The sequence below is a fragment of the Terrabacter lapilli genome (assembly GCF_039531305.1).
GTDB lineage: Bacteria > Actinomycetota > Actinomycetes > Actinomycetales > Dermatophilaceae > Terrabacter > Terrabacter lapilli.
In genome coordinates, this window is record NZ_BAAAPU010000003.1 from 190906 (window position 1) to 215823 (window position 24918).

The following is a 24918-nucleotide window of genomic DNA, read 5'->3' on the forward strand; positions in this document are numbered from 1 at the left end:
CGCCGATCACACCAAGGGCCTACTCTATCGGCGATCGGCCCTCAGTTCCAGACTCCAGGGCGCATCGGCGGGCCACAGGGTCCCGCCCACGACGTGCTGCCGGCACGGCTCGCTAGGCTGGCGGCGTGACCGAACCGACGCCCGCCACCCGAGAGGTTCGCGGATCGCACCGCGCCGCAGGCCTGCTCACCCTCCTGGAGGCACTCGTCGTCCTCGGTTTCGCCCTCTTCTACGCCTACGAGATGGTGACCGGGGCCACAGACGACCTGACCCGCGCGGCCACCTCGGGCCTCCTCATCCTGGTCTTCGGGCTCGGGCTGCTCGCCCTGGCGCGGGGCTGGAGCCGGGCCGCCGACTGGGCGCGCACCCCGACGCTGCTGTGGAACGTGCTGCTCCTGCCGGTCGCCTGGTCGCTCCACCAGTCCGACCGGACACCGGTCGGCCTGGCCGTCGCAGTCGTGGCCCTGGCCAGCATCGTGGCCGCCCTGGCCGCACCGGCACGACGGGACACGAGCGGCGGCGGCGAGTCCGCGTCCGGACCGGGAGCACGCGCCGACGACAGCCGGGACGGCGGCCGCGGGCGCGACGGGCTCAGCTGAGCGAGAGCCAGTCGTTCCAGCCGTTGTGGAGCACGAGCCAGGCGATGAGGCCGTAGCCGGCCTGTCCCGGGTGAGCCCGGTCGGGACTTGCGGCGAGGTCTGCCATCCACTGGTCGTGCGTCACGAGGGGGCGGAAGCAGTCGACGTAGGTGATCCCACGGCGCGAGCAGACGTCGGCCTGGGCCTCGGCGAGCGCCTCGATCCTGCGGTTCAGGTCGTCGTCGAGCGTGGGCGTCAGCCCCACGACGAAGACCCCGATGCCCGCATTGGTCGCCTCGTCGAGCACGTTGGCGAGGTTGAGCCGGGACCGGGCCATCGTCATGCCGGTGACGACGTCGTTGATGCCCACGTTGAGCACGAGGCGGCGCTCCGTGCGGCCCTTCCAGCGCGGGTGGCACTCGGCGCCCCAGCGCGCGACGACGTCGCCGGAGGTGTTGCCGCGGACGCCCAGGTTGTAGGCGGTCAGGTCGAGGTCCGGGTGCTGCGTGCGCGCCACGACGCGACCGACCCAGCCCAGGCCCTTGGGGTCGCCGTAGCCGGCGGTCAGCGAGGCCCCGACGAAGATCATGCCGACGTCGCGGACCCCGTCGGCCACGGTCTGCTCGGCGCTCGGTGCGTAGTACGGCTCGTCCGCCGTCGTCGAGCCACCCGACCCCTCGGCAGACGCGTCAGGGGCGGCGGCCTCGGGGGCGGGCGCGGCGGCATACCGCCCCGGGGCGTCACTGGTGAACTGGGTGTGTGACGAGGGGTAGGCCGGGCCCACCCCGATCGACTCTCGAGGGGCGTCGGCGGGGATCCCGCCGGTGTCGGTGCGGTCGCTCACGTGCTCAGTCCTCGTCGTCGTCCAGCCGGGCCAGCCACGTCGCGAGTCGCTCGACGGGCACCTCGAATTCGGGGTTGAGGTCGACGAACGTGCGCAGCTGCTCGGCGAGCCACTCGAAGGTGACCTCCTCCTCGCCGCGCCGAGCCGCCAGCTCCTCGATGCCCCTGTCGGTGAAGTACACGATGGGAGGTTATCGCGTGCCGGTGCGGCCCCGTCGGAGGCCAGCCGGGCCAGCCCCGGTCGGGCTGACGACAACGACCGACGTATGCCGTCTTGCCCGGTATGCGTGAGGGACCCCGCCGCGGTGGCGGGGTCCCTCACGATGGTCGCTCTCGATGGTCGCTCTCGAGCGGAGCGGCTCAGCGGCGCTCAGCGGCCGAAGGCGCGCTCCATGAGCTCGGCCTGCTCGACCGCGTGCTTCTTGGAGGAGCCGGTCGCGGGCGACGCCGAGGCCTTGCGGGCCACGACGCGCCACGGCCGGGTCTCACCGAGGCCGCAGAGGTCCTCGTGCAGCCACTGCGCCATGAGCGGCCAGGCGCCCTGGTTGCGCGGCTCGTCCTGGACCCAGACCAGCTCGGCCCCGGGGTAGCGCGCGGCGGCGTCGACGATCTCCTTCTCGGGGATCGGGTAGAGCTGCTCGACCCGGATGATCGCCGTCGAGGTGTCGCCGCGCTTGGCCCGCTCGGCGTCGAGCTCGTGCACGACCTTGCCGCTCGCGAACAGCACGCGCGTGACGTCCTGGGTGGCGCCCTCGTGGTCGGCCAGGACCGGCTGGAAGCCGCCCTGGGTGAAGGCCTCCACCGGGCTCGCCGCCGCCTTGCTGCGCAGCATCGACTTCGGCGTGAAGACGACCAGCGGCGTACGCGGCCGGGCGTAGGCCTGGCGACGCAGCAGGTGGAAGTAGCTCGCCGCGGTCGAGGGGTAGGCGACCGTCATGTTGTTCTCGGCGCACAGCTGCAGGTAGCGCTCGATGCGCGCCGAGCTGTGGTCGGGCCCCTGCCCCTCGTAGCCGTGGGGGAGCAGCAGCACGACCGAGCTGCGCTGGCCCCACTTCTGCTCGGAGCTGGAGATGAACTCGTCGACGATGGTCTGGGCGCCGTTGGCGAAGTCGCCGAACTGCGCCTCCCACAGGACGAGGGCGTCGGGCCGCTCGACGGAGTAGCCGTACTCGAAGCCCATCGCGGCGTACTCGGACAGGAGGGAGTCGTAGACCCAGAACCGGGCCTGGCCCTCGCCGAGGTAGAGCAGCGGCGTCCACTCCTCGGCGTTGTCCTTGTCGATGAGCACCGCGTGGCGCTGGACGAACGTGCCTCGGCGGCTGTCCTGCCCGGCAAGGCGCACCGGGGTGCCCTCCTTGAGCAGGGTGCCGAAGGCGAGCAGCTCGGCCATCGGCCAGTCGATGCCGCCGTCGTGGACCATCGCGGCGCGCTTGTCCATGAGCTGCTTGAGCTTCGGGTGGATCGTGAAGCCCTCCGGCGGGTTGGCGAAGGTCTCGCCGATGTGCACGATCTCGCTGGCCGGGACGCCCGTCTCGACTGCCGAACGCACCGGGGTCTCGTCGTCCTGCACCTGCGCGGTCGGGCGCTCGAGGCCCGCGTTGTCGGGGGCGTCGGAGTCCCGGTCGGTGGGCTGGGCAGGCGTGGCGGCCTGGGCCTTCTTCGCCTCCCGCGTCTCGACGAACACCCGCTCGAGCTGCTGCTGGTAGTCGCGCAGCGCGGCCTCGGCGTCCTCGACGCTGATGTCGCCGCGGCCGATCAGCGACTCGGTGTAGAGCTTGCGGACCGAGCGCTTGGCCTCGATGAGGTTGTACATCAGCGGCTGCGTCATCGACGGGTCGTCGCCCTCGTTGTGGCCACGGCGGCGGTAGCACACCAGGTCGATGACGACGTCCTTGTTGAACTCCTGGCGGAACTCGTAGGCCAGCTCGGCCACGCGCACGCACGCCTCCGGGTCGTCGCCGTTCACGTGGAAGATCGGCGCCTGGATCATGCGCGCGACGTCGGTCGAGTAGACCGAGGACCGCGAGCTGCTCGGGGAGGTGGTGAAGCCGACCTGGTTGTTGATGACGACGTGGATCGTGCCGCCGGTGCGGTAGCCGCGCAGCTGCGAGAGGTTGAGCGTCTCGGCCACGACACCTTGGCCGGCGAACGCGGCGTCACCGTGCAGCAGCACGGGCAGCACCGGGAAGCTCTCGCCGGCGAGGTTGAGGCGGTCCTGCTTCGCGCGGACGATGCCCTCGAGCACCGGGTTGACCGCCTCGAGGTGCGAGGGGTTCGCGGCGAGGTAGACCTTGGTCCGGCTGCCGTCCTCGGTGACGAACTCGCCCTCGGTGCCGAGGTGGTACTTCACGTCGCCCGAGCCCTGGACCGACTTGGGGTCCTGGGTGCCCTCGAACTCGCGGAAGATCTGGCCGTAGGACTTGCCGGCGATGTTGGCCAGCACGTTGAGGCGGCCACGGTGCGGCATGCCGATGCACACCTCGTCGAGCTTCTCGGCGGCAGCCCGGCACAGGATGCGGTCGAGCAGCGCGATGACCGACTCGCCGCCCTCGAGCGAGAAGCGCTTCTGGCCGACGAACTTGGTCTGCAGGAACGTCTCGAAGGCCTCGGCGGCGTTGAGGCGGCGCATGATCCGCATCTGCTCGTCGCGGTTGGCCTTCTGGTAGGGCCGCTCGACCTTGTTCTGGATCCACTTGCGCTGGTCGGGGTCCTGGATGTGCATGTACTCGATGCCGACGGTGCGGCAGTACGAGTCACGCAGGATGCCGAGGATCTTGCGCAGCTTGAGGAACGGGTAGCCGCCGAAGCCGCCGGTGGCGAACGTGCGGTCGAGGTCCCACAGCGTCAGGCCGTGGGTCGTGACGTCGAGGTCGTGGTGGCGGCGCTGCTTGTACTCGAGCGGGTCGGTGTCGGCCATGAGGTGGCCGCGCACGCGGTACGCGTGGATGAGCTCCTGCACGCGGGCGACCTTGTTGATGTCGTCGTCGTGCGAGGAGTCGATGTCCTGGATCCACCGGACCGGCTCGTAGGGGATGCGCAGCGACTCGAAGATCTCGTCGTAGAAGTGGTTCTGGCCGAGGAGCAGCTGGTGGATGATCCGCAGGAAGTCACCGCTCTGGGCGCCCTGGATGATGCGGTGGTCGTACGTCGAGGTGAGCGTCAGGATCTTGCTCACGGCGTTCTTGTTGAGCGTCTCGTTGCTCGCGCCCTGCCACTCGGCGGGGTAGTCGAGGGCGCCGACGCCGATGATGGCACCCTGCCCCTTCATCAGCCGCGGCACGGAGTGGACCGTGCCGATGCCGCCAGGGTTGGTCAGCGAGATCGTCGTGCCCTGGAAGTCCTCGACGGTCAGCTTGTTGGCGCGGGCCTTGCGCACGACGTCCTCGTAGGCGGTCCAGAAGTGGACGAAGTCCATCTCCTCCGCCGACTTGATCGAGGGCACGACGAGGGTGCGGCTGCCGTCGTCCTTCTGCAGGTCGATGGCGAGGCCGAAGTTGACGTGCGCCGGGCGCACGAGGGCCGGCTTGCCACCCACCTCGGTGAAGCCGTTGTTCATCTCGGGCATGATCGCCAGGGCCTTGACCATGGCGTAGCCGATGAGGTGGGTGAAGCTGACCTTGCCGCCGCGCGAGCGGGCGAGGTGGTTGTTGATGACGACGCGGTTGTCGATGAGCAGCTTGGCGGGGACGGCACGCACGCTCGTCGCCGTCGGGACCGTGAGCGAGGCCTCCATGTTGTTCACCACGCGCGACGGGGCGCCACGCAGCGGGACGACGGCGTCCTCGCTCACCGGGCCGGTGCCCTTGACGGCGGGGATGTCGCGTGGCTTCGGTGCCTCGGCCCCCGCTTCGGGCTTCGGCGCGGCCTTCGGCTCCGCCTTCGCAGCAGGTGCCTTGGCTTCGGGCGCCTTGGCTTCGGGTGCCTTGGCGGCAGGCGCCTTCGCCGGCGCGGAAGCCTTCACGGAGGCACCGTTGGCGGAGCCGTTCGGGGAGCCGTTGGCAGCGCCCTTGTCCGTCGGGGCCGGCGTCGCCTCAGGCTTCCTCGCCGCCGTCTGGGGCTTGCTCGCCGTCGCCGTGGCCGTCGCGCTACGGCGAGCGGCCGCGCTCGCGTCGGACTCACCCGGCCGGTAGTCCTCGAAGAAGCCCCACCACGCCTTGTCGACCGACGTCTTGTCGGTCAGGAACTGCTGGTAGAGCTCGTCGACGAGCCATTCGTTCGGCCCGAATGCTGCAATCGGGTCACCGGACGTGGACTGATCGGACACGGCGAATGCGCCTCTTTCGTTGGCTTGGGTGCGTCTGCTGCCTATACAGGGGTCAAGCCTAGACCCGAACGTCTCGATACCCGCTCGGGGCTCGGATGTCGAGCGGAGGTGTCGGCGAGGCGTTCGTCACGCTTCGCGAGGGCTGTGCAGGGCGGTCCCGGAGCGCTCTGCGGTGTGCACCGGAGGGCCCACGCGGACGCATGAAGAGGTATGCCTCAGGTGATGTCCGAGCGCAGCGTGCGCCACGTGCCCAGCCCGGCCATCACGGCGGCGTACGCGGTCAGCACGAGCGCGCCGGCCCACCAGCTCAGCTGGTGCAGCGGCTGGTTGTCGAAGCCGCCGCTCGTGGACTCGAGCATGGCGCTCGTGGCCCGGCTCGGCAGGTAGGGCGCGACGTCCTTGCCCCACTCGGTGAGCGCCAGGACGAGGCCGAGGACCGGTTCGACGATCCAGGCGACCGCCACCGAGATGAGCAGCGCGGCGACCTGGTTGGGGATGAGGATGCCGGCGCCGAGGCCGATGAGCGCCCAGAGCCCGAGCACGAGCAGCGACAGGGCGAGCGTGCGCCAGATCGAGGGGTCGGCGAAGGGCGCGACCCCCTTGGAGGTCAGCACCAGGGTGCCGGCGGCGACCGCTCCGGCCAGGGACAGCAGGCCGTAGAGCACGCCGATGCCGAGGAGCGAGACGACCTTGGCCGCCATGACGCGTCCACGCCTCGGGACCGCGAGGAAGGTCGCCGTGATCGTCTGGTGGCGGTACTCGGAGCCGATGGTGAGCACGCCGATCGCGAGGGTGAGCAGGTAGCCGACCTGCAGGCCCCCGGTGAAGACCGCCTTGGCGAGCGCCGCGTCGGTGCGGGGTGCGGCTGCCGCCTGCGGCCCACGCACCGCGTCGCTGGTGAAGACGAAGGCGAAGAGCACGGCGAAGGCCGCGCCGCTGACGAAGACGGCGATGGCCATGCCCCACCAGAGGCGGGTCGTGAAGAGCTTGCGCAGCTCGGCGTGCACGGCGGCCCTCATCGGACGCCTCCTTCGTGGTCGTCGCCGGACCCCGCCTGCGCGGGCTCGACCAGCAGCGCCGGGTCGATGGGCGGCCCGCTCGGTGGCGGTAGGTCGGCGGGCACCCCCAGGGGCGGCGGCGCCTGCAGGTCGCCGAGGTTGCGGTTGCGGTGCTCGTCGCTCTCGGTGAGGTTGAAGAAGAGCTCCTCGAGGTGGGTCTGCTCCGACCGCAGCTCGTGGATGGCGACGTCGCTCGCGTGCGCCACGTCGCCGACGATGGCCAGGTCCTCGGTGGTCACCCGCAGGCCGCGACCGCTCGGCTGCACCGCGAGCCCGCGCCGCCTCAGGGCGTCCGCGAGGCGGTCCGGGTCGGACGTGCGCACGTACGCGGTGGGCTCGCCGCGCAGGTCGGCGACCGTTCCCTGCGCCACGCGCTTGCCGTTGGCGATGATCACGACGTCGTCGACCGTCTGCTCGACCTCGGAGAGCATGTGGCTCGAGATCAGCAGCGTGCGCCCCTCGTCGGCGAGCTGGCGCAGGAAGCCGCGCAGCCACCGGATGCCCTCGGGGTCGAGGCCGTTGGCCGGCTCGTCGAGGATGATGACGCGCGGGTCGCCGAGCAGGGCGCCGGCGAGGCCGAGCCGCTGGCGCATCCCCATCGAGTAGCCGCCCGCCCGCTTGCGGGCCGCCGCCGGGATGCCGACGAGCTCGAGGAGCTCGTCGACGCGCCTGTCGGGGACGCCGGCGACGGCTGCCTGCACGCGCAGGTGGTTGCGCCCGGTGCGTCCGGGGTGGAAGTTCGTCGCCTCGAGGGCCGAGCCCACGACCGTGAGCGGGTTGGGGATGTCGCCGTAGCGGTGCCCGTCGATGGTGGCCGACCCGGAGGTGGGCCGCACCAGGCCCAGGAGCATGCGCAGGGTCGTGGTCTTGCCGCTGCCGTTGGGTCCGAGGAAGCCGGTGATCCGGCCGGGCTCGACGTCGAGGTCGAGGTGGTCGACGGCCACCAGGGAGCCGAACCGCTTCGTCAGGCCGCGCACCTCGATGCGCCCGGTCACCTCGGGTCGTCCTGCCGCCACCGTGATCCCTCCGTCTGGTCCGTCGTCCCACCCCGGCGAAGCCCCCGCGGTCACGCGCCCAACTCAACCACACGGCATACCCAGCCCACGTGCAGGTCGGGGTGGAAGCCGGCAGGGCCGGGCGCGCCCGCGCTCCATATAGTTGGCTCACCATGACCTCCCTTCGCGACCAGGGCCCGGCCCGCCGCGGTCACCGCTCCCGCTCCCTCGGACCGGAGGTCCGGGCGTGACGGAGTGGCTCCTCGTCCTCGGGGCCGTGCTGCTGACGGCGGGCACCGCGCTCTTCGTCGCGGCCGAGTTCTCGCTCGTGGCGATCGACCGCCCGACGGTGCAGCGCGCCATCGACGACGGGGACACCCGCGCCCGGGTCGTGCTGCAGTCGATCAAGCAGCTCTCGACACAGCTGTCGGCGGCGCAGGTCGGCATCACCATCACGACCCTCGTCGTGGGCTACCTCGCGCAGCCCTCCATCGGGGCGCTGCTCTCCGGACCCCTGGCCGCCCTGGGCCTGGGCCCCGGGGCCGTCGAGGCGGTCTCGAGCGCGCTCGCCCTCACGATCGCCACGATCTTCTCGATGGTCTTCGGCGAGCTGCTGCCGCAGTTCCTCGGCATCTCGGCGCCGCTGCCGACGGCCAAGGTCGTGGCCCTGCCCGTCCGGGTGTTCGCGGTCGTGGCCAAGCCGCTCATCGTCCTGCTCAACGGGTCGGCCAACCGCTTCCTCCGGTCCCTCGGCATCGAGCCGCAGGAGGAGCTGTCCGGGGCGCGCACCCCTCAGGAGCTCGCGAGCCTGGTGCAGCGCTCCGCCGAGGCAGGCACGCTCGACGTGACGACCGCGCGGATGCTGACGCGCTCGCTCGGCTTCGGCGAGCGCACGGCCGATGACGTCATGACCCCGCGCGTGCGCTCCACCGGCATCCACCGCGACGAGTCGGCCGACGACGTCCTGCGTCTCTCGCGCCGCACCGGCCACTCGCGCTTCCCGGTCCTCGGGGACGACTGGGACGACATCGACGGCGTCGTGCACGTCAAGAAGGCGATGGCGGTGCCGCACGAGCGCCGCAAGGACGTGCCCGTCTCGGCGCTGATGTCCGACCGCCTCGTGGTGCCCGAGACCATCCGGCTCGACCCGCTCCTGCGGCAGCTGCGCGAGGGCGGCTTCCAGATGGCCGTGGTCGTCGACGAGTACGGCGGCACGTCCGGGATCGTCACCCTCGAGGACGTCGTCGAGGAGATCGTCGGCGAGGTCTCCGACGAGCACGACCGGAGCCGGCAGGGCGGCCGCGAGCTCGTCGACGGCTCGTGGACGGTGCCGGGCCTCTGGCGCCCGGACGAGGTGCGCGACGCCTTCGACGCCGACGTCCCCGACGGGCCCACCTACGAGACCATGGGCGGCTTCGTGATGACCCGGCTCGGACGGGTTCCGGTCGTCGGAGACGAGGTCCAGGTGCCGGGGTGGCGCATCCACGTCGTCGCGATGGAGGGACGCAGGGTCGACCGGCTCCGCTTCGTGCCCGACCCCGACTCGCTGCCTGCGCCGTGGGACTCAGCGGTGGACGGGGGCGACGAGAGGGGCACGACGCGTACGCCCTCCGGAGCCGAGGAGGGGAAGCGCTCGTGAGCGGCCCGTGGGTCTACCTCGTCTCCGTGCTGCTGCTGTTCGGCAACGCGTTCTTCGTCGGCGCCGAGTTCGCCGCCATGGCGGTGCGCCGCTCCACGCTCGAGCCGCTCGCCGACGCCGGCAGCAGGCGGGCGCAGTCGTGCCTGCTCGCGCTCGAGCGGCTCGGCTCCATGCTCGCCACCGCCCAGCTGGGCATCACCGTGTGCTCCGTCGGCCTCGGTGCCCTCGCCGAGGCAGCGCTCCACCACCTCTTCGAGCCGGTGTTCCACGCCTGGAACCTGCCCGACGCGTGGGCCAGCGGTGTGGCGCTCGCGCTGGCGCTGCTCATCGTGTCCTACCTGCACGTCGTCGTCGGCGAGATGATCCCGAAGAACCTCGCCATCGCCGGGCCCGACCGGGCCGCGCTCCTGCTCGTGCCCCCGCTGTTCTTCCTCGCGCGGGCGCTGCGCCCGATCGTGCACGCCATGGAGGCGGTGGCCAAGTCGCTGGTCCGGCTCTTCCGGGTCGAGCCCAAGGACGAGCTCACCTCCGCGTTCACCGTCGAGGAGGTCGCGCACATCGTCGGCGAGTCACGTCGCGAGGGCCTCATCGAGGAGGAGCGGCACGGGCTCGTCGCCAAGACGCTCGAGTTCTCCGACAAGCTCGCCCGGGACGTGGCCGTCGACGTCGCCTCGCTCAGGACGGTCACCCTCGGGGCCACACCGGCCGACATCGAGCGGCTCGTCGCCAAGCACGGCTTCTCGCGCTACCCCGTGATCGACGCCGCGGGCGAGATCGCCGGCTACATCCACCTCAAGGACATCCTCTACGCCGACGACGAGCGGCACGAGCAGCCCATCCCGCCCAAGCGCGTCCGCAAGCTCGCGACCGTCCGCGCCGACGACGAGATCGAGGACGTCCTCGCCACCATGCAGCTGACCGGGGCGCACCTCGCGCGCGTCGTCGACGGCGACGCCGTCGTGAGCGGGGTCGTCTTCCTCGAGGACGTCCTCGAGGAGCTCGTCGGCGAGGTCACCGACACGACGCAGCGCTGAGCCGGCCTCAGCCTGGGCGTCCCTCCAGCCAGCGCAGGTATGCCGTCCCGCGCGGTGACAGCTCGTAGCCGACGTCGTGGCTGATGGTCAGGCCCAGGGCCTTGAGCTTGCGGATGTCGGCCTTCATCGGCAGCAGCTCGACGCCGCGCAGCGCCGCGAGCTCCTTGGACACCACGCGGGGGTTGTCGCGGATCCACTCGAGGATCTCCCGCGTCCACGGCCCTGTCGGCCGGGCGTCGAGCCGGCGCAGCCGTGAGGCGATGCCGGCAAGCTCCTCGACGTCGGGGATGCTGTCGCGCAGCGCAAGGCGCGGGTCCTCGCCCGCCCAGCTCAGGCGGATCCGGTAGACCGTGTCGCCGCCACGGCCGCCCCGACCTCCGGGGGCCGACGGCCTGGTCGTCCTCGGTGCCAGCGAGCGCTGCAGCGCGGCCAGGTCCTTGGCGCCGGCCGCGCGTGCGTCGCGCTCGGTCAGCCGTTCCGGGTCACGCACCCGGCTGACGGAGTCGAAGCGGACGAGGCCGGCCGACGTGAGCTGCAGGCCACCGACCTTGACGCGTGGGGCGTCCCAGCGGCGGAAGGCCTGGGTGACGGTCCCGGCGCGGATTCCCTCGGCGACCGGCTTGGAGATGAGCACGACGTCACTGTCGCAGACGGGTCTCGTCAGGGTGAACATCGCAGTGCGGGACACCGCTCGTGGACCCCGAAGAGCCCGAGGCCTGGTCTGCCCCACAGTTGTCCGTCGGTGCCCCCGGCAGGATTCGAACCTGCGCTCCCGCCTCCGGAGGGCGGTGCTCTATCCCCTGAGCTACGGGGGCGGCACGCACTTTCGTGCGCTCGGTGAGATTAGCAGCAGTGCGCGCGGAACACTCAATCACCCGGCTCGGCCGAGGTCCTCGGGCACCGGGCGGCGACGAATCCCCACGAAAAGGGCAGACGGCCGCCTCGTAGACTCGCCCCCATGACCCCGGAGCAGCTGCGCGCCCTCCTGGAGCAGGTCGTGGCGCAGGCAGCGGCGGCCGGGGACCTCCCCGAGGCGGCGACCGAGGGTCCTCCCGAGGGTGTGCTCTTCCGCCCGACGGACCCGCGCAACGCCGGGGTCGTGGCCGACTGGGTCACCCCCGTGGCGCAGAGATGGTCGTCCCGGCTCGGGCTGGAGCCGCGGGAGCTGGCCCGGGTCCTGGCGCAGGGTCTGACCCTGGAGAAGCCGGTCGCCGCGGTCGAGGTCGCGCCCAGCGGCCTGATCGCCATCACGCTCGAGGACTTCGCACGTGCGGACATCGTGCCGATCGTCCTGGAGGAGCAGGACCACTACGCGCTCGCGGCGGGGAAGCGGTACCGGGAGACCACGGAGGTGCCGGGGGCCCGGACCGCGGGCGACCCGGTCCGCGCAGCCCAGCTGGCGCACGCGCGGTTGTGCCGGATCGTGCGCAACGCCGAGGCGGTCGGTGTCGAGCGCCGTCCCTCCGCGCGCCTCGCGGAGCTCACCCACGTGAGCGAGCGCCGGCTCCTCGTCGCGCTGGCCGACCTGCCGCAGCGGCTGGAGACGCACACCGGCGACCCCGTGCAGCAGCAGCGCGCCGTCACCGACCTGGGAGCGCTCGCCGACACGTGGGACCACCCCGTCCGGCCGGAGCTGGTGGGCTCCCGACCCCGCGCCGTCCACGGTGCCCGGCTCCTGCTCGCCGACGCCACCAGGATCGTCTTGCGCAATGGACTGTCGCGGCTGGGCGCGGCAGCCCCGGAGAGGATGTAGCCATGCGCGCACACGAAGCCGGAGCGTTGCACGCCGAGGGCTATCGAGGCCCCGCGTGGCTCCAGACGCCCGTCGACGTCAACGCCCTCGTCCCGTCCCTCTGGGCGTCCTCGGTCGACCGTGGCGACGACGGGGTGCTGAGCGTCGGCGGGGTGAGCGTCACCGAGCTGGCGGCAGAGTTCGGCACGCCGGCATACGTCATCGACGAGGACGACTTCCGTTCTCGCGCAAGGGCTTTCAAGCAGACGTATGCCGAGGTGTTCGACAGCCTCTCGGGCGGCGCCGACGTGTACTACGCCGGCAAGGCGTTCCTCTGCACCGAGGTCGCGCGATGGGTCCGCGACGAGGGCCTGCACCTGGACGTGTGCACCGGCGGCGAGCTCGCGGTCGCCAAGCGGGCGGGCGTGCCCGGGGAGCGGATCGGCTTCCACGGCAACAACAAGACCGTGGCCGAGATCCGCGACGCCCTCGACCACGGCGTCGGCCGCATCGTCGTCGACTCGCTCGAGGAGATCGACCGGGTCGCCGCCGTCGCGGGCCAGCTCGGCGTCGTCGCGCCCGTCCTCGTCCGCGTCACGGTGGGGGTCGAGGCACACACGCACGAGTTCATCGCGACGGCCCACGAGGACCAGAAGTTCGGGCTCTCGCTCTCAGGCGGCCACGCCTTCGAGGCGGCGCGGCGCATCCTCGACCAGCCCGACACGCTGCGCCTACTCGGGCTGCACAGCCACATCGGGTCGCAGATCTTCGACACCGCCGGCTTCGAGGTCTCGGCCCGGCGCATCGTGGGACTGCACACCAGGATCGCCCGGGAGCTCGGGGTCGAGCTGCCGGAGCTCGACCTCGGTGGTGGCTTCGGCATCGCCTACACGACCGAGCACGACCCGCTGCCGCCGCGGCACCTCGCCGCCGGCATGGCCGAGATCATCGAGCGCGAGTGCCGTGCTGACGGCGTGGCCGTGCCTCGCATCTCGATCGAGCCGGGCCGGGCCATCGCCGGGCCCACGACGTTCACGCTCTACGAGGTGGGCACCGTGAAGCCCGTCGACCTCGACGGCGGGGCCCAGCGCGTCTACGTCTCGGTGGACGGCGGCATGAGCGACAACGTGCGCACCGCCCTCTACGACGCCAACTACTCGTGCACGCTCGCGAGTCGCGCCTCCGAGGCCGAGCCCGTGCTGGCCCGGGTCGTAGGCCGGCACTGCGAGAGCGGTGACATCGTCGTCAAGGACGAGTTCCTCCCGGCCGACATCGGGGCAGGTGACCTGCTCGCCGTGCCCGGCACCGGCGCCTACTGCCGCTCCCTGTCGAGCCAGTACAACCACACGCCGCGGCCCCCGGTCGTCGCGGTCCGCGACGGCGTCGCGCGGGTCATCGTCAGGCGCGAGACCATCGACGACCTGCTCGCCCTCGACGTCTGATGCCAGCCGCAGATCCTGCTCCGTCGATGTCCGGATCGCGAAACAACGGCGTCCACCAGGCGGACAGACGGCAGGATTCGCAGCGTGGAGAGCCCCGTGAGTGAAGCCAGGCCGTTGCGCGTCGCCCTGCTCGGTGCCGGCGTCGTGGGTGGGGCGGTCGCCCGACTCCTGACGGAGCACGCCGACGACATGGCCGCCCGCGTCGGGGCGCCGCTCGAGATCGTCGGCATCGCGGTGCGCCGCGGCGGTCGCGACCGCGGTGCGCTCGGCGTCGACCCGGCGCTCTTCACGACCGACGCCGAGGAGCTCGTGTCGCGGGCCGACGTCGTGGTCGAGGTGATCGGCGGCATCGAGCCGGCACGCTCCCTCATCCTGCGGGCCATGGAGCACGGCGCCTCGGTCGTCACCGCCAACAAGGCGCTGCTCGCCGAGGACGGGCCGGCCCTGTATGCGGCGGCCGCCGAGCACGGCGTCGACCTCTACTTCGAGGCCGCCGTCGCCGGCGCCATCCCCTTGCTGCGCCCGCTGCGCGAGTCGCTCGCCGGCGACGAGGTGCGCCGTGTCCTCGGCATCGTCAACGGGACCACGAACTACGTCCTCGACAAGATGGACACGACCGGCGCGGGCTTCGACGACGCCGTCGAGCAGGCCCAGGCGCTCGGCTACGCGGAGGCCGACCCGACCGCCGACGTCGAGGGCTTCGACGCCGCGGCCAAGGCGGCGATCCTGGCGTCCCTGGCGTTCCACACGCGCGTCTCCGGCGCCGACGTCTACCGCGAGGGCATCACCGAGGTGTCAGCGGCCGACGTCGCGGCAGCCCGCGAGATGGACTGTGTCGTCAAGCTGCTCGCCATCTGCGAACGCAGCGACAAGGGCGTGAGCGTCCGCGTCCACCCGGCGATGATCCCGCGCACGCACCCGCTTGCCGGGGTCCGCGAGGCCTTCAACGCCGTCTTCGTCGAGGCCGACGCGGCGGGCGAGCTGATGTTCTACGGCAAGGGCGCCGGTGGCGACCCCACCGCCTCGGCGGTGCTCGGTGACCTCGTCGCGGTCGCCCGCCACCGTGTCGGCGGCGGCCTGGGGCCGGGGGAGTCCAGCTACGCCGACCTGCCGGTCCTCACGATGGGCGACGCCCAGACGAGGTACCACATCAGCCTCGACGTCGAGGACCGCTCCGGCGTGCTGGCACAGGTCGCCGCCGTGTTCGCCGACCACGACGTGTCCATCGAGACGGTGCGCCAGCAGCTCGTCCCCGCCGGGGACGGGAAGGCAGCCCGGGCCAACCTCATCATCGTCACGCACTCCGCGAGCGACGCGGCCCTGTCGTCCACCGTCGAGCGCCTGCGCACGCTCGACGTCGTCCGGGGCGTCAACTCCGTCATGCGCGTGGAAGGTTCGTGATGGCCCACCAGTGGCGCGGAGTGATCCGCGAGTACGCCGACCGGCTCCCGATGCTCGAGGGTGCACCTGTCGTCACCCTCCACGAGGGCGGCACGCCCCTCATCCACGCCGAGAAGCTCTCCGCCCGGGTCGGCGCCGAGGTCCACCTCAAGTACGAGGGCCTCAACCCGACCGGCTCCTTCAAGGACCGCGGCATGACGACCGCGATCAGCGTGGCCGCGCGCAAGGGTGCGAAGGCGGTCATCTGCGCGAGCACGGGCAACACCAGCGCGTCCGCGGCGGCATACGCCACGAAGGCCGGCATGACGTGCGGGGTGCTCGTGCCCGACGGGAAGATCGCGATGGGCAAGCTCAGCCAGGCGATCGCCCACGGCGCCACGCTCCTGCAGGTCGACGGCAACTTCGACGACTGCCTGACGCTGGCGCGCAAGCTCGCCGAGGCCTACCCCGTCGAGCTCGTCAACTCCGTCAACCCGGCCCGGATCGAGGGGCAGAAGACCGCGAGCTTCGAGGTCGTCGACGCGCTCGGCGACGCCCCGGAGATCCACTGCCTGCCCGTCGGCAACGCCGGCAACATCACGGCCTACTGGCGCGGCTACCGCGAGTACCTCGCCGACCCCGTGACCGACGCCCTCGCCGGACCGGCGACCCACCTGCCGCAGATGTGGGGCTTCCAGGCGGCGGGGGCGGCGCCGATCGTCCTGGGCCACCCGGTCGACCACCCCGAGACCATCGCGACGGCGATCCGCATCGGCAACCCCGCCTCGTGGGAGCAGGCCGTCGCGGCCCGCGACGAGTCGGGCGGCCGCATCGAGGCCGTCACCGACGAGCAGATCCTCGAGGCCCACCGCTACCTGTCGTCGCAGGAGGGCGTCTTCGTCGAGCCCGGTTCGGCTGCGTCGGTCGCGGGCTTGCTCGCGAGCCACGAGGCCGGCCTCGTGCCGCCCGGCGCCCGCATCGTCTGCACCGTGACCGGCCACGGCCTCAAGGACCCGCAGTGGGCGCTGCGCACGGCCGACGGGGGAGAGGTCGTGCCCACCCGGGTGTCGGTCGACGCCTTCTCGGCGGCTCGGGCGCTCGGGCTCGAGGGCTGACCGCGTGAAGCAGGTGCCCCCCGGGCGCTCCGTCGAGGTGCGCGTGCCGGCGAGCAGCGCGAACCTCGGCCCCGGCTTCGACTCCATCGGGCTGGCCCTGGGTCTCTGGGACCGCTACGTGGTCACCACCTCGGACAGCGGCGGCCTGTCCATCGAGGTCACGGGCGAGGGGGCGGGCGACGTCCCCACCGACGACCGACACCTCGTCCACTCGACGATGCAGCACACCTGGGGTGTCCTCGGGGTCGCCCCGCCGGCCGGCCTGCGCATCCAGGCCACCAACGGAGTGCCGCACAGCCGAGGGCTCGGTTCCTCTGCCTCGGCGATCGTCGCGGGTGTCGTTGCGGCGCAGGCGCTTTCGGCTGGCCTCGGGCTGGACGACAGGGACGAGGCGTATGCCGAATGGCCGGCTCCCGGGCAGCCCATGCCCGTGGACCTGGGGCTGGCGGTGCACGTGTCGAGCCGGCTCGAGGGCCACCCCGACAACGCGTCCGCCAGCGTGCTGGGAGGCCTGACCGTGAGCTGGATGCCCGACGGCAGTGGGCTCGACCGCGGCGAGCAGACGGTCTCGGCCCGCATCGCGCTGCACCGGGACGTCGAGGTCGTCGTGTTCGTCCCCGACACGCAGCTCGCCACCCGCACGGCTCGCGCGGTGCTGCCCGCGACGGTCCCGCTCGCGGCCGCGGCCGCCGACGCCGGTCGCGCTGCGCTCCTCGTGCACGCGCTGGCGACGGATCCGTCGCACCTGCATGCGGCCACCAGGGACTGGCTGCACCAGGAGGCGCGGCGGTCCTCCTACCCGGAGACCATGGAGCTGGTGGACCTGCTCCGCTCACAGGGTCACGCGGCCGTCGTGTCCGGTGCCGGCCCCAGCGTCCTCGTCCTGTCCACGCACGGCTCGGTCGAGCAGGTGCAGGCGGGCAGCCTCGCGCCCCGGTGGGAGCGGCTGGTCCCGGGCGTCCCGGAGCACGGCGCCTGCATCCGGGTGCGCTGAGCAGCCGCCGCGTCACCGCCCCAGCCGCTGCCCCACCGCCGTACGCGAGTCGCGCCAGGCCGGTCGCAGCACCGTGCCGCAACGGTTCCCGCAACACCCGTGGGCTGTTGGGCACGTCGGGCGCAACCGGGTGTTATTCTGGCCACGCACCTCACGCCGCGACATCGCAGGCCGGTGCGCCACCCCCACACTGAGGCGACGTCACCTGCCTCTGGGCGCGTTCTGCGCCGAAGTGGACTCTCAGACGGCCAGGTCACCTGGTCCAGGTCCGGCCCGCTGGAATCTCCCGGGCCGCAAACGAGGGGGAAGGATCCTTCGTGTCAGAAACAACCACCCGTCCGCTGTCTGGCCTGTCCGCCATGAAGCTGGACGAGCTCAAGGGCGTCGCGTCGTCGATGGGCATCACCGGAACGACGAAGATGCGCAAGAGCGACCTCGTCGAGGCGATCAAGGCCCGTCAGTCGGGTGGCGCCTCGGCCCCCGCGACGTCGGCCGCCACCTCGGCTCCCGCGGCGTCGGCTCCTGCCGGCTCCGCACCTGCCGGCTCGGCTCCGGCCGAGTCCGGCTCCGTCGACACCACGGCCGCCGGCGAGGCACCGGTCCGGGTGCGTGCCTCGCGTCGCGTCAGCCGCCCTGCGGGGACGGCAGCCGTGGCGGAACCCGCCGTGGAGGGGGCCGCGCCGACGACTGCGGACACCGACACCTCGGCGCAGTCCGGCGGCGACGGATCGGCCGCGGCGCCGGCGCGCGAGCGCGTCGCCCGGGGCGAGCGCCGCGAGCGCAGCGACCGCAACCGGGGTGACCGCGCAGAGCGCGCCGAGCGCGCAGTGCGCGAGACCCTCGAGCCCCGTGCGGACAGCCAGCAGGCAGACCGGGCTGACCGGGCTGACCGCCAGCAGGGTGACCGCCAGCAGAACGACCGTGGTGACCGTCAGCAGGGTGACCGCCAGCAGAACGACCGCGGCGACCGGCAGCAGGGTGACCGGCAGCAGGGTGACCGCCAGCAGAACGACCGCGGCGACCGCCAGCAGGGCGACCGGCAGCAGGGTGACCGCCAGCAGAACGACCGCGGCGACCGGCAGCAGGGCGACCGGCAGCAGGGCGACCGGCAGCAGGGTGACCGGCAGCAGGGTGACCGCCAGCAGGGTGACCGCCAGCAGAACGACCGCGGCGACCGCCAGCAGAACGACCGCCAGTCGCGTCAGGACCGCCAGTACGACCGGCATCAGGACGAGACCGGTGACCACCACCGTGGGCAGTCGGGCTACGACGACGACGACCGTGGAGGCAGCCGCCGCAGCCGCAACCGCCAGCGCAGCCGGGACCGCAAGCGCGGGCGTGGCCGTGAGGGCGGCCAGGACTGGGCTGACACGGACCTGCAGGTCGGTGACGACGACGTGCTGGTGCCCGTGGGTGGCATCCTCGACGTGCTCGACAACTACGCGTTCGTGCGCACCTCCGGTTACCTCGCCGGGTCGAGCGACGTCTACGTGCCGCTGGGCATGGTCAAGAAGCACGGCCTGCGCAAGGGTGACGCCGTCACCGGTGCCGTCAAGGCGCTCCGCGAGGGCGAGCAGCCGTCGGGCAACGTCGGCCGCCAGAAGTTCAACGCCCTGGTCCGTCTCGACACCGTCAACGGCCAGTCGCCCGAGGAGGCGGCCAAGCGCGTCGAGTTCGGCAAGCTCACCCCGCTCTACCCGCAGCAGCGCCTGCGGCTCGAGACCGAGCCGCACATCCTCACGACGCGGATCATCGACCTCGTCGCGCCGATCGGCAAGGGCCAGCGTGGCCTCATCGTGGCCCCCGCCAAGGCCGGCAAGACGATGATCATGCAGACCCTGGCCAACGCGATCACGACGAACAACCCCGAGTGCCACCTCATGGTCGTCCTGGTGGACGAGCGTCCGGAGGAGGTCACCGACATGCAGCGCGCCGTCAAGGGCGAGGTCATCTCCTCGACCTTCGACCGGCCGGCCGAGGACCACACGACGGTGGCCGAGCTGGCCATCGAGCGGGCCAAGCGGCTCGTGGAGCTGGGCCACGACGTCGTGGTGCTCCTCGACTCCATCACCAAGCTGGGACGCGCCTACAACCTCGCCGCCCCGGCGAGCGGGCGGATCCTGTCCGGTGGCGTGGACTCGGCTGCGCTCTACCCGCCGAAGAAGTTCTTCGGCGCGGCGCGCAACATCGAGAACGGTGGGTCGCTCACGATCCTCGCGACCGCGCTCGTCGAGACGGGCTCCAAGATGGACGAGGTGATCTTCGAGGAGTTCAAGGGCACCGGCAACATGGAGCTGCGCCTCAACCGCGAGCTGGCCAACCGCCGGATCTTCCCGGCGGTCGACATCAACAGCTCGGGGACCCGCCGGGAGGAGATCCTCCTGGCGAGCGAGGAGCTCAAGATCATGTGGAAGCTGCGCCGCGTGCTCGCGGCGCTCGACCCGCAGCAGGCGATCGAGCTGCTCATCGACCGGCTCAAGAAGACGCGTACGAACTACGAGTTCCTGACGCAGGTCCAGCACACCAGCGGCTCCCGGCTCGACGACGACGCCTGAGCGGCCGCCCGGCCGATCCGCCTGGCCGTAGCGCCGGGTGCCTCGCCGGGTCATCGAGAAGGGGACGACGCCATCAGGCGCCGTCCCCTTCCGGCGTTTCCGAGGGCTATTCGCGGCAATTGCCATAAAATGGCCCTTCCGACCGATCTCGACAATGGAGAGCCATGTCTGCGCCTGCCGGCCAGTCCGATGCCAGCCCGGTCCGTGTCCTCGTGGCCGATGACGACGCCGACATCCGCGACCTCGTCGAGTTCAAGCTGACCCAGGCCGGGTATGCCGTGGAGGCCGTCGCCGACGGCATCGGGGCCTGGGAGGCCTTCGCCGCCAACCCCCCGCAGCTGGCGGTCCTCGACGTGATGATGCCGGGGCTGTCGGGCATCGACGTGCTGCGCAAGATCCGCGAGAGCGAGTACGCCTCGGTGCCGGTGCTGCTGCTGAGCGCCAAGTCGCGCGACTCCGACGTCGACACCGGGTTCGCGGTGGGCGCAGACGACTACGTCGTGAAGCCGTTCAGCCCCCGAGAGCTGCTGCACCGCGTCAACGGCATGCTCGCCCGGGCTCGCTGAGCGGTCGCCGGTCGTGGTCATCGGGGGAGCGCTGATCGTCGGCGCGACCACTGCGGTGCTGGGCTCGTGCGTCCTGCTCGTCCTGCTCGTGGTGGCGGTTCGAGCCCGCCGTCACCGCCGTCAGCGGCGTGAGGCGATGCTGCTCTCGCCGCTGCGGTCACCCCTCATCGAGGTGGCGTCCGGCGAGGACGACGACGGCGCCGCCGTGCGACAGCTCACCGGCGCCACGGGTGCCTCGCGTGCCGTGCTCGACCGCAACATCGTCGCGCTGCTGACCAAGATCCGCGGCGTTCCCGCCGACCAGCTCGTCGACGTCCTCGAGGCGCACGGTTCGGTCGAGGCGGCGGCACTGGATCTGGGGAGACGGTCGCCGGTGCGTCGCGCCAAGGCGGCGCAGCTGCTGGGACTGGCTCGCGCCTCCCGTGCGGTGCCCCTGCTCGTGGGGGCGCTGGAGGACGAGGCGGTCGAGGTGCGCAACAGCGCCGCCTACGCGTTGGGCCTCATCGGGGATGCCTCCGCCGCGGGTCCCGTGTTGTCGGCCATCGGCCGTCCGGAGCGCGGCCTTCCTGCCGCGACCGCGGCGGAGGCCCTGCAGTCGATGGGCGTCGGCATCTCGGAGGTGCTCCGCGTGGGACTGCGTGACGACCACCCCCGCACCCGCATGGTCGCTGCCCACCTCAGCGGTGAGCGCAGCTTCACCCGCAGCCTGCCCGAGCTGCGCCACCTTCTCGCCCACGACACCGACGTCACCGTCCGCGAGACCTGCGCGGTGGCCATCGGTCGCCTCGGACGGGCGGAGGACGTGGGAGTGCTGTCCCGCCACACGGCGCAGGACGAGCCGCTCGCGCTGCGTCGCGCCTGCGTCGCGGCACTGGGCGAGCTGGGGGAGGAGTCAGCGGTGCCGACGCTGGCGGGGCTGCTGCTCGACCCAGACCCCCGCCTCGCGGAGCTCGCCGCGACCGCACTGCTCGGCCTCGGCGCCGACGGCCGCAGCGCGCTCTCAGGTCACGAGGACGAGCCGGCCGTGCGGTCGGCCCGCCTGCTCGCGAGCCTGCAGAAGGCCTCCGCATGAGCTGGGACGGCTTCGTCTCCGGACTGCGGGCCTCGGTGGTCTGGGTCATGGACGTCGCGAGCGTGCCGATCCTCGTCTACTTCGTCCTCATCAACACCTCGCTGCTGCTCCTCGTCGTCCTCGCCTACCTGGAGTTCCGGGCACAGGAACGCCGTCGGGCGACCGCGCTCTCGTGGCAGGGCGCCGGGCTCGCCCCGGGCGTCTCCCTGCTCGTGCCGGCGTACAACGAGGAGGCGGGCATCGTCACGGCCGTCAAGTCCTTCCTCACCCTGCGCTACCCGCGGCACGAGGTCGTCGTCATCGACGACGGCAGCACGGACGGGACCTTCGCGCGGCTCGAGGAGGCCTTCGACCTGGTGCCACTGCCGCGCGAGCTCCCTCAGGAGATCCCGGTACGAGCCAGGGTCCTCGGGGTGTTCGTCCCCCGGGACGGCCGCACGCGCTTGCTCGTCGTGCGCAAGGAGAACTCCGGCAAGACCGAGGCGCTCAACCTCGGCGTCAACGCGGCGAACGAGCCGCTCGTGGCCATGCTGGACGGCGACTCCATCCTCGAGCCGGACGGGCTCCTGCACGTCACGCGCCCGTTCGCCGACGACCCGACGCGCATGGTCGCCACCGGCGGGGCGATCCGGCCGGTCAACGGCAGCCGCGTCGTCTCCGGGCGGATCGTGCGGGTCGAGATGCCGCAGACGTGGCTGCCGCGCATCCAGCTCGTCGAGTACCTCCGGGCGTTCCTGCTCGGTCGCACCGGATGGTCCAAGCTCGGCGGCCTGATCCTCATCAGCGGGGCCTTCGGCCTCTTCCGGCGCGACGTCGTCGTCGAGGTGGGTGGCCTCGAGCCGGGCACCATCGGCGAGGACTTCGAGCTGGTCATGCGGATCCACAAGAAGCTGCGCGACGAGGGACGCGACTACCGCATCGAGTTCGTGCCCGAGCCCGTCTCGTGGACGGAGGTGCCGGTCACCGCCAAGGTGCTGCGCAACCAGCGACGCCGATGGCACCGCGGACTCTGGGAGACCCTCTGGGCCTACCGCTCCATGCTCTTCCGCCCGAGGTACGGCCGCATCGGCTGGCTGGCCCTGCCCTACTACTGGCTCTTCGAGCTCCTCGCACCGCTGCTCGAGCTCTTCGGCATCGTGATCGTCCCGCTGGCCCTGCTGCTCGGGGTCGTCAACCTGCCCTACGCGATCCTCTTCCTCGTGCTGGCCTACGGCTATGCCGTGCTCGTGACGCTCTCGGCGATGGTGGTCGACGAGTGGGCCTTCCACAAGCACGACCGTTGGCGGGCGATCTCCCAGACGATCGCCGCATCGGTCCTCGAGAACATCGGCTACCGGCAGGCCACCGTCTGGTGGCGCCTGGAGGGCTGGTGGGCCAGCCTGCGCGGCAGGACGCACGTGTGGGGTGTCATGACCCGGACCGGCTTCGACGAGGAACCCACGTGACGACCGGGCCCACCGCCATCTCGAGGCGCTCGGTGGGCAGCCAGATCCGGCTGCTCATCGGCATCCTCCTCGTCCTCGTCCCGGTCGGGGCCGTCGTGTCGGTGGCCACGATCCACGCGCAGGGCACCGCCGTGCGCGCCCTGACCCTCGCGCTCGGGCCGGCCCGCGAGAGCAACGGGGCCGTGCTGCTCGACATGACGCGCGCCCAGTCGGCGTGGAGCCAGCAGGCCGCGGGCGTCCGGGCAGAGACGGACCCGCTCGGCCTGCAGCCGGCCGTCGAGTCCGAGCTCGACGCGCTGGCCCGGGCCGCACAGAGCGCCGAGCTCTCCGACGCCGACCGCTCGCGCTACCAGGGTCTCGTCGCGCAGCAGCGTGCCGCCGTCGACGCCTGGTTCGCGGCCGCACGGGAGTCGCTGCAGGGCCTCTCACCCGGCGCCCCCGCGAGCGAGGCCGCCCGTGGTCGCGCGGCGACGGCATACGCCGCCTTCGGCGCGGTCAACCAGACGTTGGGGGCGAGCATCCAGGCCCAGCGCGACGCTGCGCGGGTCGACTCGCGTGAGGCCACGGCCGTCACCTCCGGCGTCATCGTCGCCGTGGCCCTCGCGGTGGTGCTCGTGCTGGTGGCCGCCGGCTTCGGCATGCACCGCGCCATCGGGCGACCCCTCGCCCGGCTGCGCGAGGTCGTGCGCCTGCAGGTCGAGGACGACGTCATCGCGATGGCCAACCAGGAGGAGGGGGCGCTCGAGGTGCGCATGCTCGCCCGCGACTTCAACGACCTCACGCGTGCCAACGCGCGCCTCGTCGACCAGCAGGCCGCCGTGCTCGAGATGCAGGAGCTGGTGCTCGACGTGGCCCGCGGGGCGCGTTCGGCCAGCGACGTGCCGGAGGCCCTCCAGCGCGTCACGACCAAGCTCGGCACCGGGCTCGGAGCCGACCGGGTGCTGCTCTACACGCTGGCCGAGGACGGCCAGACCATCGAGGACCGCCTCCAGTGGCACACCGACGACCTGCCGGACCTGCCGCCGCTGCCGCGCTCGCTCGCACAGCAGGTGGGACTCGTCAACGACGAGCTGCGGCGCGACGTCGGCTTCTTCCACCTGCCCGACCTGCTCGCCCACGACGTCCAGGGCGACGAACGCGTCCGAGCCTTCCACCGGGCGACCGGCACCCGCTCACTGCTCATGCTGCCCATCGGCACCGGCGGTCGGGGCCTCGGCATCCTGTCGGTCATGATGGTCGGTGCCCCCCGGCGGTGGCACCGCCACGAGATCCAGGCCGCGCTGCAGTGCTCGGCCATCGCGGCGCAGTCCATCGTGGCGCTGCGGCTCTCGCAGATGCAGGACGAGCAGGTGCGCCGCCTCACCGAGCTCGACCGCCAGAAGACCGACTTCATGGCGACCGTGAGCCACGAGCTGCGGACCCCGCTCACCTCCATCAGCGGCTACCTCGAGCTGCTCGTCGACGGCGACTTCGGCGAGGTCACCGACGGCCAGCACGTCGCGCTCGACATCATCGGGCGCAACGCGACGCGGCTGCGTGGCCTCATCGAGGACCTCCTGGTCCTCAACAAGATCGAGATCAGCGGCTTGCAGGCGGTCTCCGAGGAGGTCGCCGTCCGTGACCTGCTGGCCGCCGTCACCGAGACCATGGGGCCGGTCGCGGCCAACAGCGGTGTGCAGCTCGTCTGCACCGACGTCCCCGACGACCTGCTGGTCCGGGTCGATCGTGGCCAGCTCGAGCGCGCCCTGATCAACCTCGGCTCCAACGCCGTGAAGTTCACGCCCGAGGGTGGGCGGGTCCTGCTCTCGGCCGAACGGTCCGGCGACTCGACGATCATCTCGGTGCACGACACCGGCATCGGCATCCCCGCCGGCGACCTCGCCCGGCTGTCCGAGCGATTCTTCCGGGCCGGCAACGCGACGGCCGCAGCGATCCCCGGCACGGGGCTGGGGCTCGCCATCGTGCGGGCCATCGTCGAGGGCCACGGCGGCGAGCTCGTCATCGCCTCCGTCGAGGGGGAGGGGACCACGATGCAGGTCGTGCTCCCCGTGGCCAGACCAGCCCGTGTGGGAGTGCTTGCCGACGCGTGAGGCGAGGGCGTCCTCGGCCGGACGCGGTGGTGCGGATGGCGTCGACCCGATGCGGTGGTGCGGATGCGGTCGTGACGGCAGGCAGGTCAGAAGCAGTCGACACTGTGCGCGCGGAT

General features: G+C 72.1%; 19 protein-coding genes and 1 tRNA gene. 13 read left to right on the forward strand and 7 right to left on the reverse strand.

Annotated elements, in window-relative coordinates; genetic code table 11:
• Positions 1 to 125 precede the first annotated feature (125 nt).
• Positions 126 to 599 (forward strand): hypothetical protein, encoded by a 474-nt coding sequence (locus ABD241_RS02240; RefSeq protein ID WP_344058009.1) that lies wholly within the window; start codon positions 126 to 128, stop codon positions 597 to 599.
• On the opposite strand, the gene ABD241_RS02245 is transcribed toward ABD241_RS02240, so the two are convergent.
• From ABD241_RS02245 to ABD241_RS02265, 5 genes are all read right to left on the reverse strand, one after another.
• On the reverse strand, positions 592 to 1422 hold the full coding sequence (locus ABD241_RS02245; RefSeq protein WP_344058011.1) for a GDSL-type esterase/lipase family protein: 831 nt from the start codon (positions 1420 to 1422) through the stop codon (positions 592 to 594). The two genes, ABD241_RS02240 and ABD241_RS02245, sit on opposite strands and share 8 nt — an antisense overlap.
• 4 nt (positions 1423 to 1426) lie before the next feature.
• Positions 1427 to 1603, reverse strand: a complete 177-nt coding sequence (locus ABD241_RS02250) for a DUF6104 family protein (protein WP_142184561.1) — start codon at positions 1601 to 1603, stop codon at positions 1427 to 1429.
• Positions 1604 to 1791: 188 nt separating this feature from the next.
• On the reverse strand, positions 1792 to 5685 hold the full coding sequence (locus ABD241_RS02255) for a multifunctional oxoglutarate decarboxylase/oxoglutarate dehydrogenase thiamine pyrophosphate-binding subunit/dihydrolipoyllysine-residue succinyltransferase subunit (RefSeq protein ID WP_344058013.1): 3894 nt from the start codon (positions 5683 to 5685) through the stop codon (positions 1792 to 1794).
• A gap of 215 nt (positions 5686 to 5900) precedes the next feature.
• Positions 5901 to 6704, reverse strand: coding sequence for an ABC transporter permease subunit (locus ABD241_RS02260; protein ID WP_344058015.1), 804 nt, complete (start codon positions 6702 to 6704; stop codon positions 5901 to 5903).
• Positions 6701 to 7759, reverse strand: a complete 1059-nt coding sequence (locus ABD241_RS02265; RefSeq protein ID WP_344058017.1) for an ABC transporter ATP-binding protein — start codon at positions 7757 to 7759, stop codon at positions 6701 to 6703. The genes ABD241_RS02260 and ABD241_RS02265 overlap by 4 nt, the downstream gene beginning before the upstream one ends.
• 226 nt (positions 7760 to 7985) lie before the next feature.
• On the opposite strand from ABD241_RS02265, the gene ABD241_RS02270 reads away from it, so the two are divergent.
• Both ABD241_RS02270 and ABD241_RS02275 read left to right on the forward strand, forming a co-directional pair.
• Positions 7986 to 9377, forward strand: a complete 1392-nt coding sequence (locus tag ABD241_RS02270; protein WP_344058019.1) for a hemolysin family protein — start codon at positions 7986 to 7988, stop codon at positions 9375 to 9377.
• Positions 9374 to 10411: a CNNM domain-containing protein gene (locus tag ABD241_RS02275; protein ID WP_142221113.1), complete on the forward strand. Its 1038-nt coding sequence runs from the start codon at positions 9374 to 9376 to the stop codon at positions 10409 to 10411. Before ABD241_RS02270 ends, ABD241_RS02275 begins: the two co-directional genes overlap by 4 nt.
• A 7-nt stretch (positions 10412 to 10418) precedes the next feature.
• On the opposite strand, the gene ABD241_RS02280 is transcribed toward ABD241_RS02275, so the two are convergent.
• Together ABD241_RS02280 and ABD241_RS02285 are read right to left on the reverse strand one after the other, a co-directional pair.
• Entirely contained in the window at positions 10419 to 11045 is a 627-nt protein-coding gene (locus ABD241_RS02280) for an ASCH domain-containing protein (protein ID WP_344058022.1), read from the reverse strand.
• A gap of 109 nt (positions 11046 to 11154) precedes the next feature.
• Positions 11155 to 11226, reverse strand: a tRNA-Arg gene (locus ABD241_RS02285).
• A 143-nt stretch (positions 11227 to 11369) separates the two neighbouring features.
• Here ABD241_RS02285 and ABD241_RS02290 point away from each other — a divergent pair.
• The 10 genes from ABD241_RS02290 to ABD241_RS02335 all read left to right on the forward strand — a co-directional run bounded on the left by ABD241_RS02290 (position 11370) and on the right by ABD241_RS02335 (position 24802).
• Positions 11370 to 12164: a DALR anticodon-binding domain-containing protein gene (locus tag ABD241_RS02290; RefSeq protein ID WP_344058024.1), complete on the forward strand. Its 795-nt coding sequence runs from the start codon at positions 11370 to 11372 to the stop codon at positions 12162 to 12164.
• A 2-nt stretch (positions 12165 to 12166) separates the two neighbouring features.
• Entirely contained in the window at positions 12167 to 13585 is a 1419-nt protein-coding gene (gene lysA / locus ABD241_RS02295; protein WP_344058026.1) for a diaminopimelate decarboxylase, read from the forward strand.
• Positions 13586 to 13681: 96 nt separating this feature from the next.
• Positions 13682 to 14986, forward strand: a complete 1305-nt coding sequence (locus tag ABD241_RS02300) for a homoserine dehydrogenase (protein WP_344058028.1) — start codon at positions 13682 to 13684, stop codon at positions 14984 to 14986.
• Positions 14986 to 16080: a threonine synthase gene (gene thrC / locus ABD241_RS02305; RefSeq protein ID WP_344058030.1), complete on the forward strand. Its 1095-nt coding sequence runs from the start codon at positions 14986 to 14988 to the stop codon at positions 16078 to 16080. The genes ABD241_RS02300 and thrC overlap by 1 nt, the downstream gene beginning before the upstream one ends.
• Before the next feature lie 4 nt (positions 16081 to 16084).
• Positions 16085 to 17074, forward strand: a complete 990-nt coding sequence (locus ABD241_RS02310) for a homoserine kinase (RefSeq protein ID WP_344058032.1) — start codon at positions 16085 to 16087, stop codon at positions 17072 to 17074.
• A 317-nt stretch (positions 17075 to 17391) separates the two neighbouring features.
• Positions 17392 to 19629 carry a transcription termination factor Rho gene (rho, locus tag ABD241_RS02315; protein WP_344058034.1) on the forward strand — a complete coding sequence of 746 codons (2238 nt, stop codon included), beginning with the start codon at positions 17392 to 17394 and terminating at the stop codon, positions 19627 to 19629.
• 164 nt (positions 19630 to 19793) lie between these two features.
• Positions 19794 to 20195 carry a response regulator transcription factor gene (locus tag ABD241_RS02320; RefSeq protein WP_344058036.1) on the forward strand — a complete coding sequence of 134 codons (402 nt, stop codon included), beginning with the start codon at positions 19794 to 19796 and terminating at the stop codon, positions 20193 to 20195.
• Between the two features lie 13 nt (positions 20196 to 20208).
• Complete coding sequence (locus ABD241_RS02325; protein WP_344058039.1) at positions 20209 to 21267, forward strand: HEAT repeat domain-containing protein; 1059 nt, start codon at positions 20209 to 20211, stop codon at positions 21265 to 21267.
• A complete protein-coding gene (locus ABD241_RS02330) occupies positions 21264 to 22712 on the forward strand; it encodes a glycosyltransferase family 2 protein (RefSeq protein WP_344058041.1) in 1449 nt (482 codons plus the stop codon). The genes ABD241_RS02325 and ABD241_RS02330 overlap by 4 nt, the downstream gene beginning before the upstream one ends.
• The gene (locus ABD241_RS02335; RefSeq protein ID WP_344058043.1) at positions 22709 to 24802 is read left to right on the forward strand and encodes a sensor histidine kinase; all 2094 of its coding nucleotides are present in this window, start codon (positions 22709 to 22711) and stop codon (positions 24800 to 24802) included. Before ABD241_RS02330 ends, ABD241_RS02335 begins: the two co-directional genes overlap by 4 nt.
• Positions 24803 to 24918 lie beyond the last annotated feature (116 nt).

Coding starts and splice junctions, on each gene's coding strand:
- thrC (WP_344058030.1), top strand. CDS start 14,986: ATGGCCCACCAGTGGCGCGGAGTGATCCGCGAGTACGCCGACCGGCTC.
- ABD241_RS02320 (WP_344058036.1), top strand. CDS start 19,794: ATGTCTGCGCCTGCCGGCCAGTCCGATGCCAGCCCGGTCCGTGTCCTC.
- ABD241_RS02260 (WP_344058015.1), bottom strand. CDS start 6,704: ATGAGGGCCGCCGTGCACGCCGAGCTGCGCAAGCTCTTCACGACCCGC.
- ABD241_RS02290 (WP_344058024.1), top strand. CDS start 11,370: ATGACCCCGGAGCAGCTGCGCGCCCTCCTGGAGCAGGTCGTGGCGCAG.
- lysA (WP_344058026.1), top strand. CDS start 12,167: ATGCGCGCACACGAAGCCGGAGCGTTGCACGCCGAGGGCTATCGAGGC.
- ABD241_RS02330 (WP_344058041.1), top strand. CDS start 21,264: ATGAGCTGGGACGGCTTCGTCTCCGGACTGCGGGCCTCGGTGGTCTGG.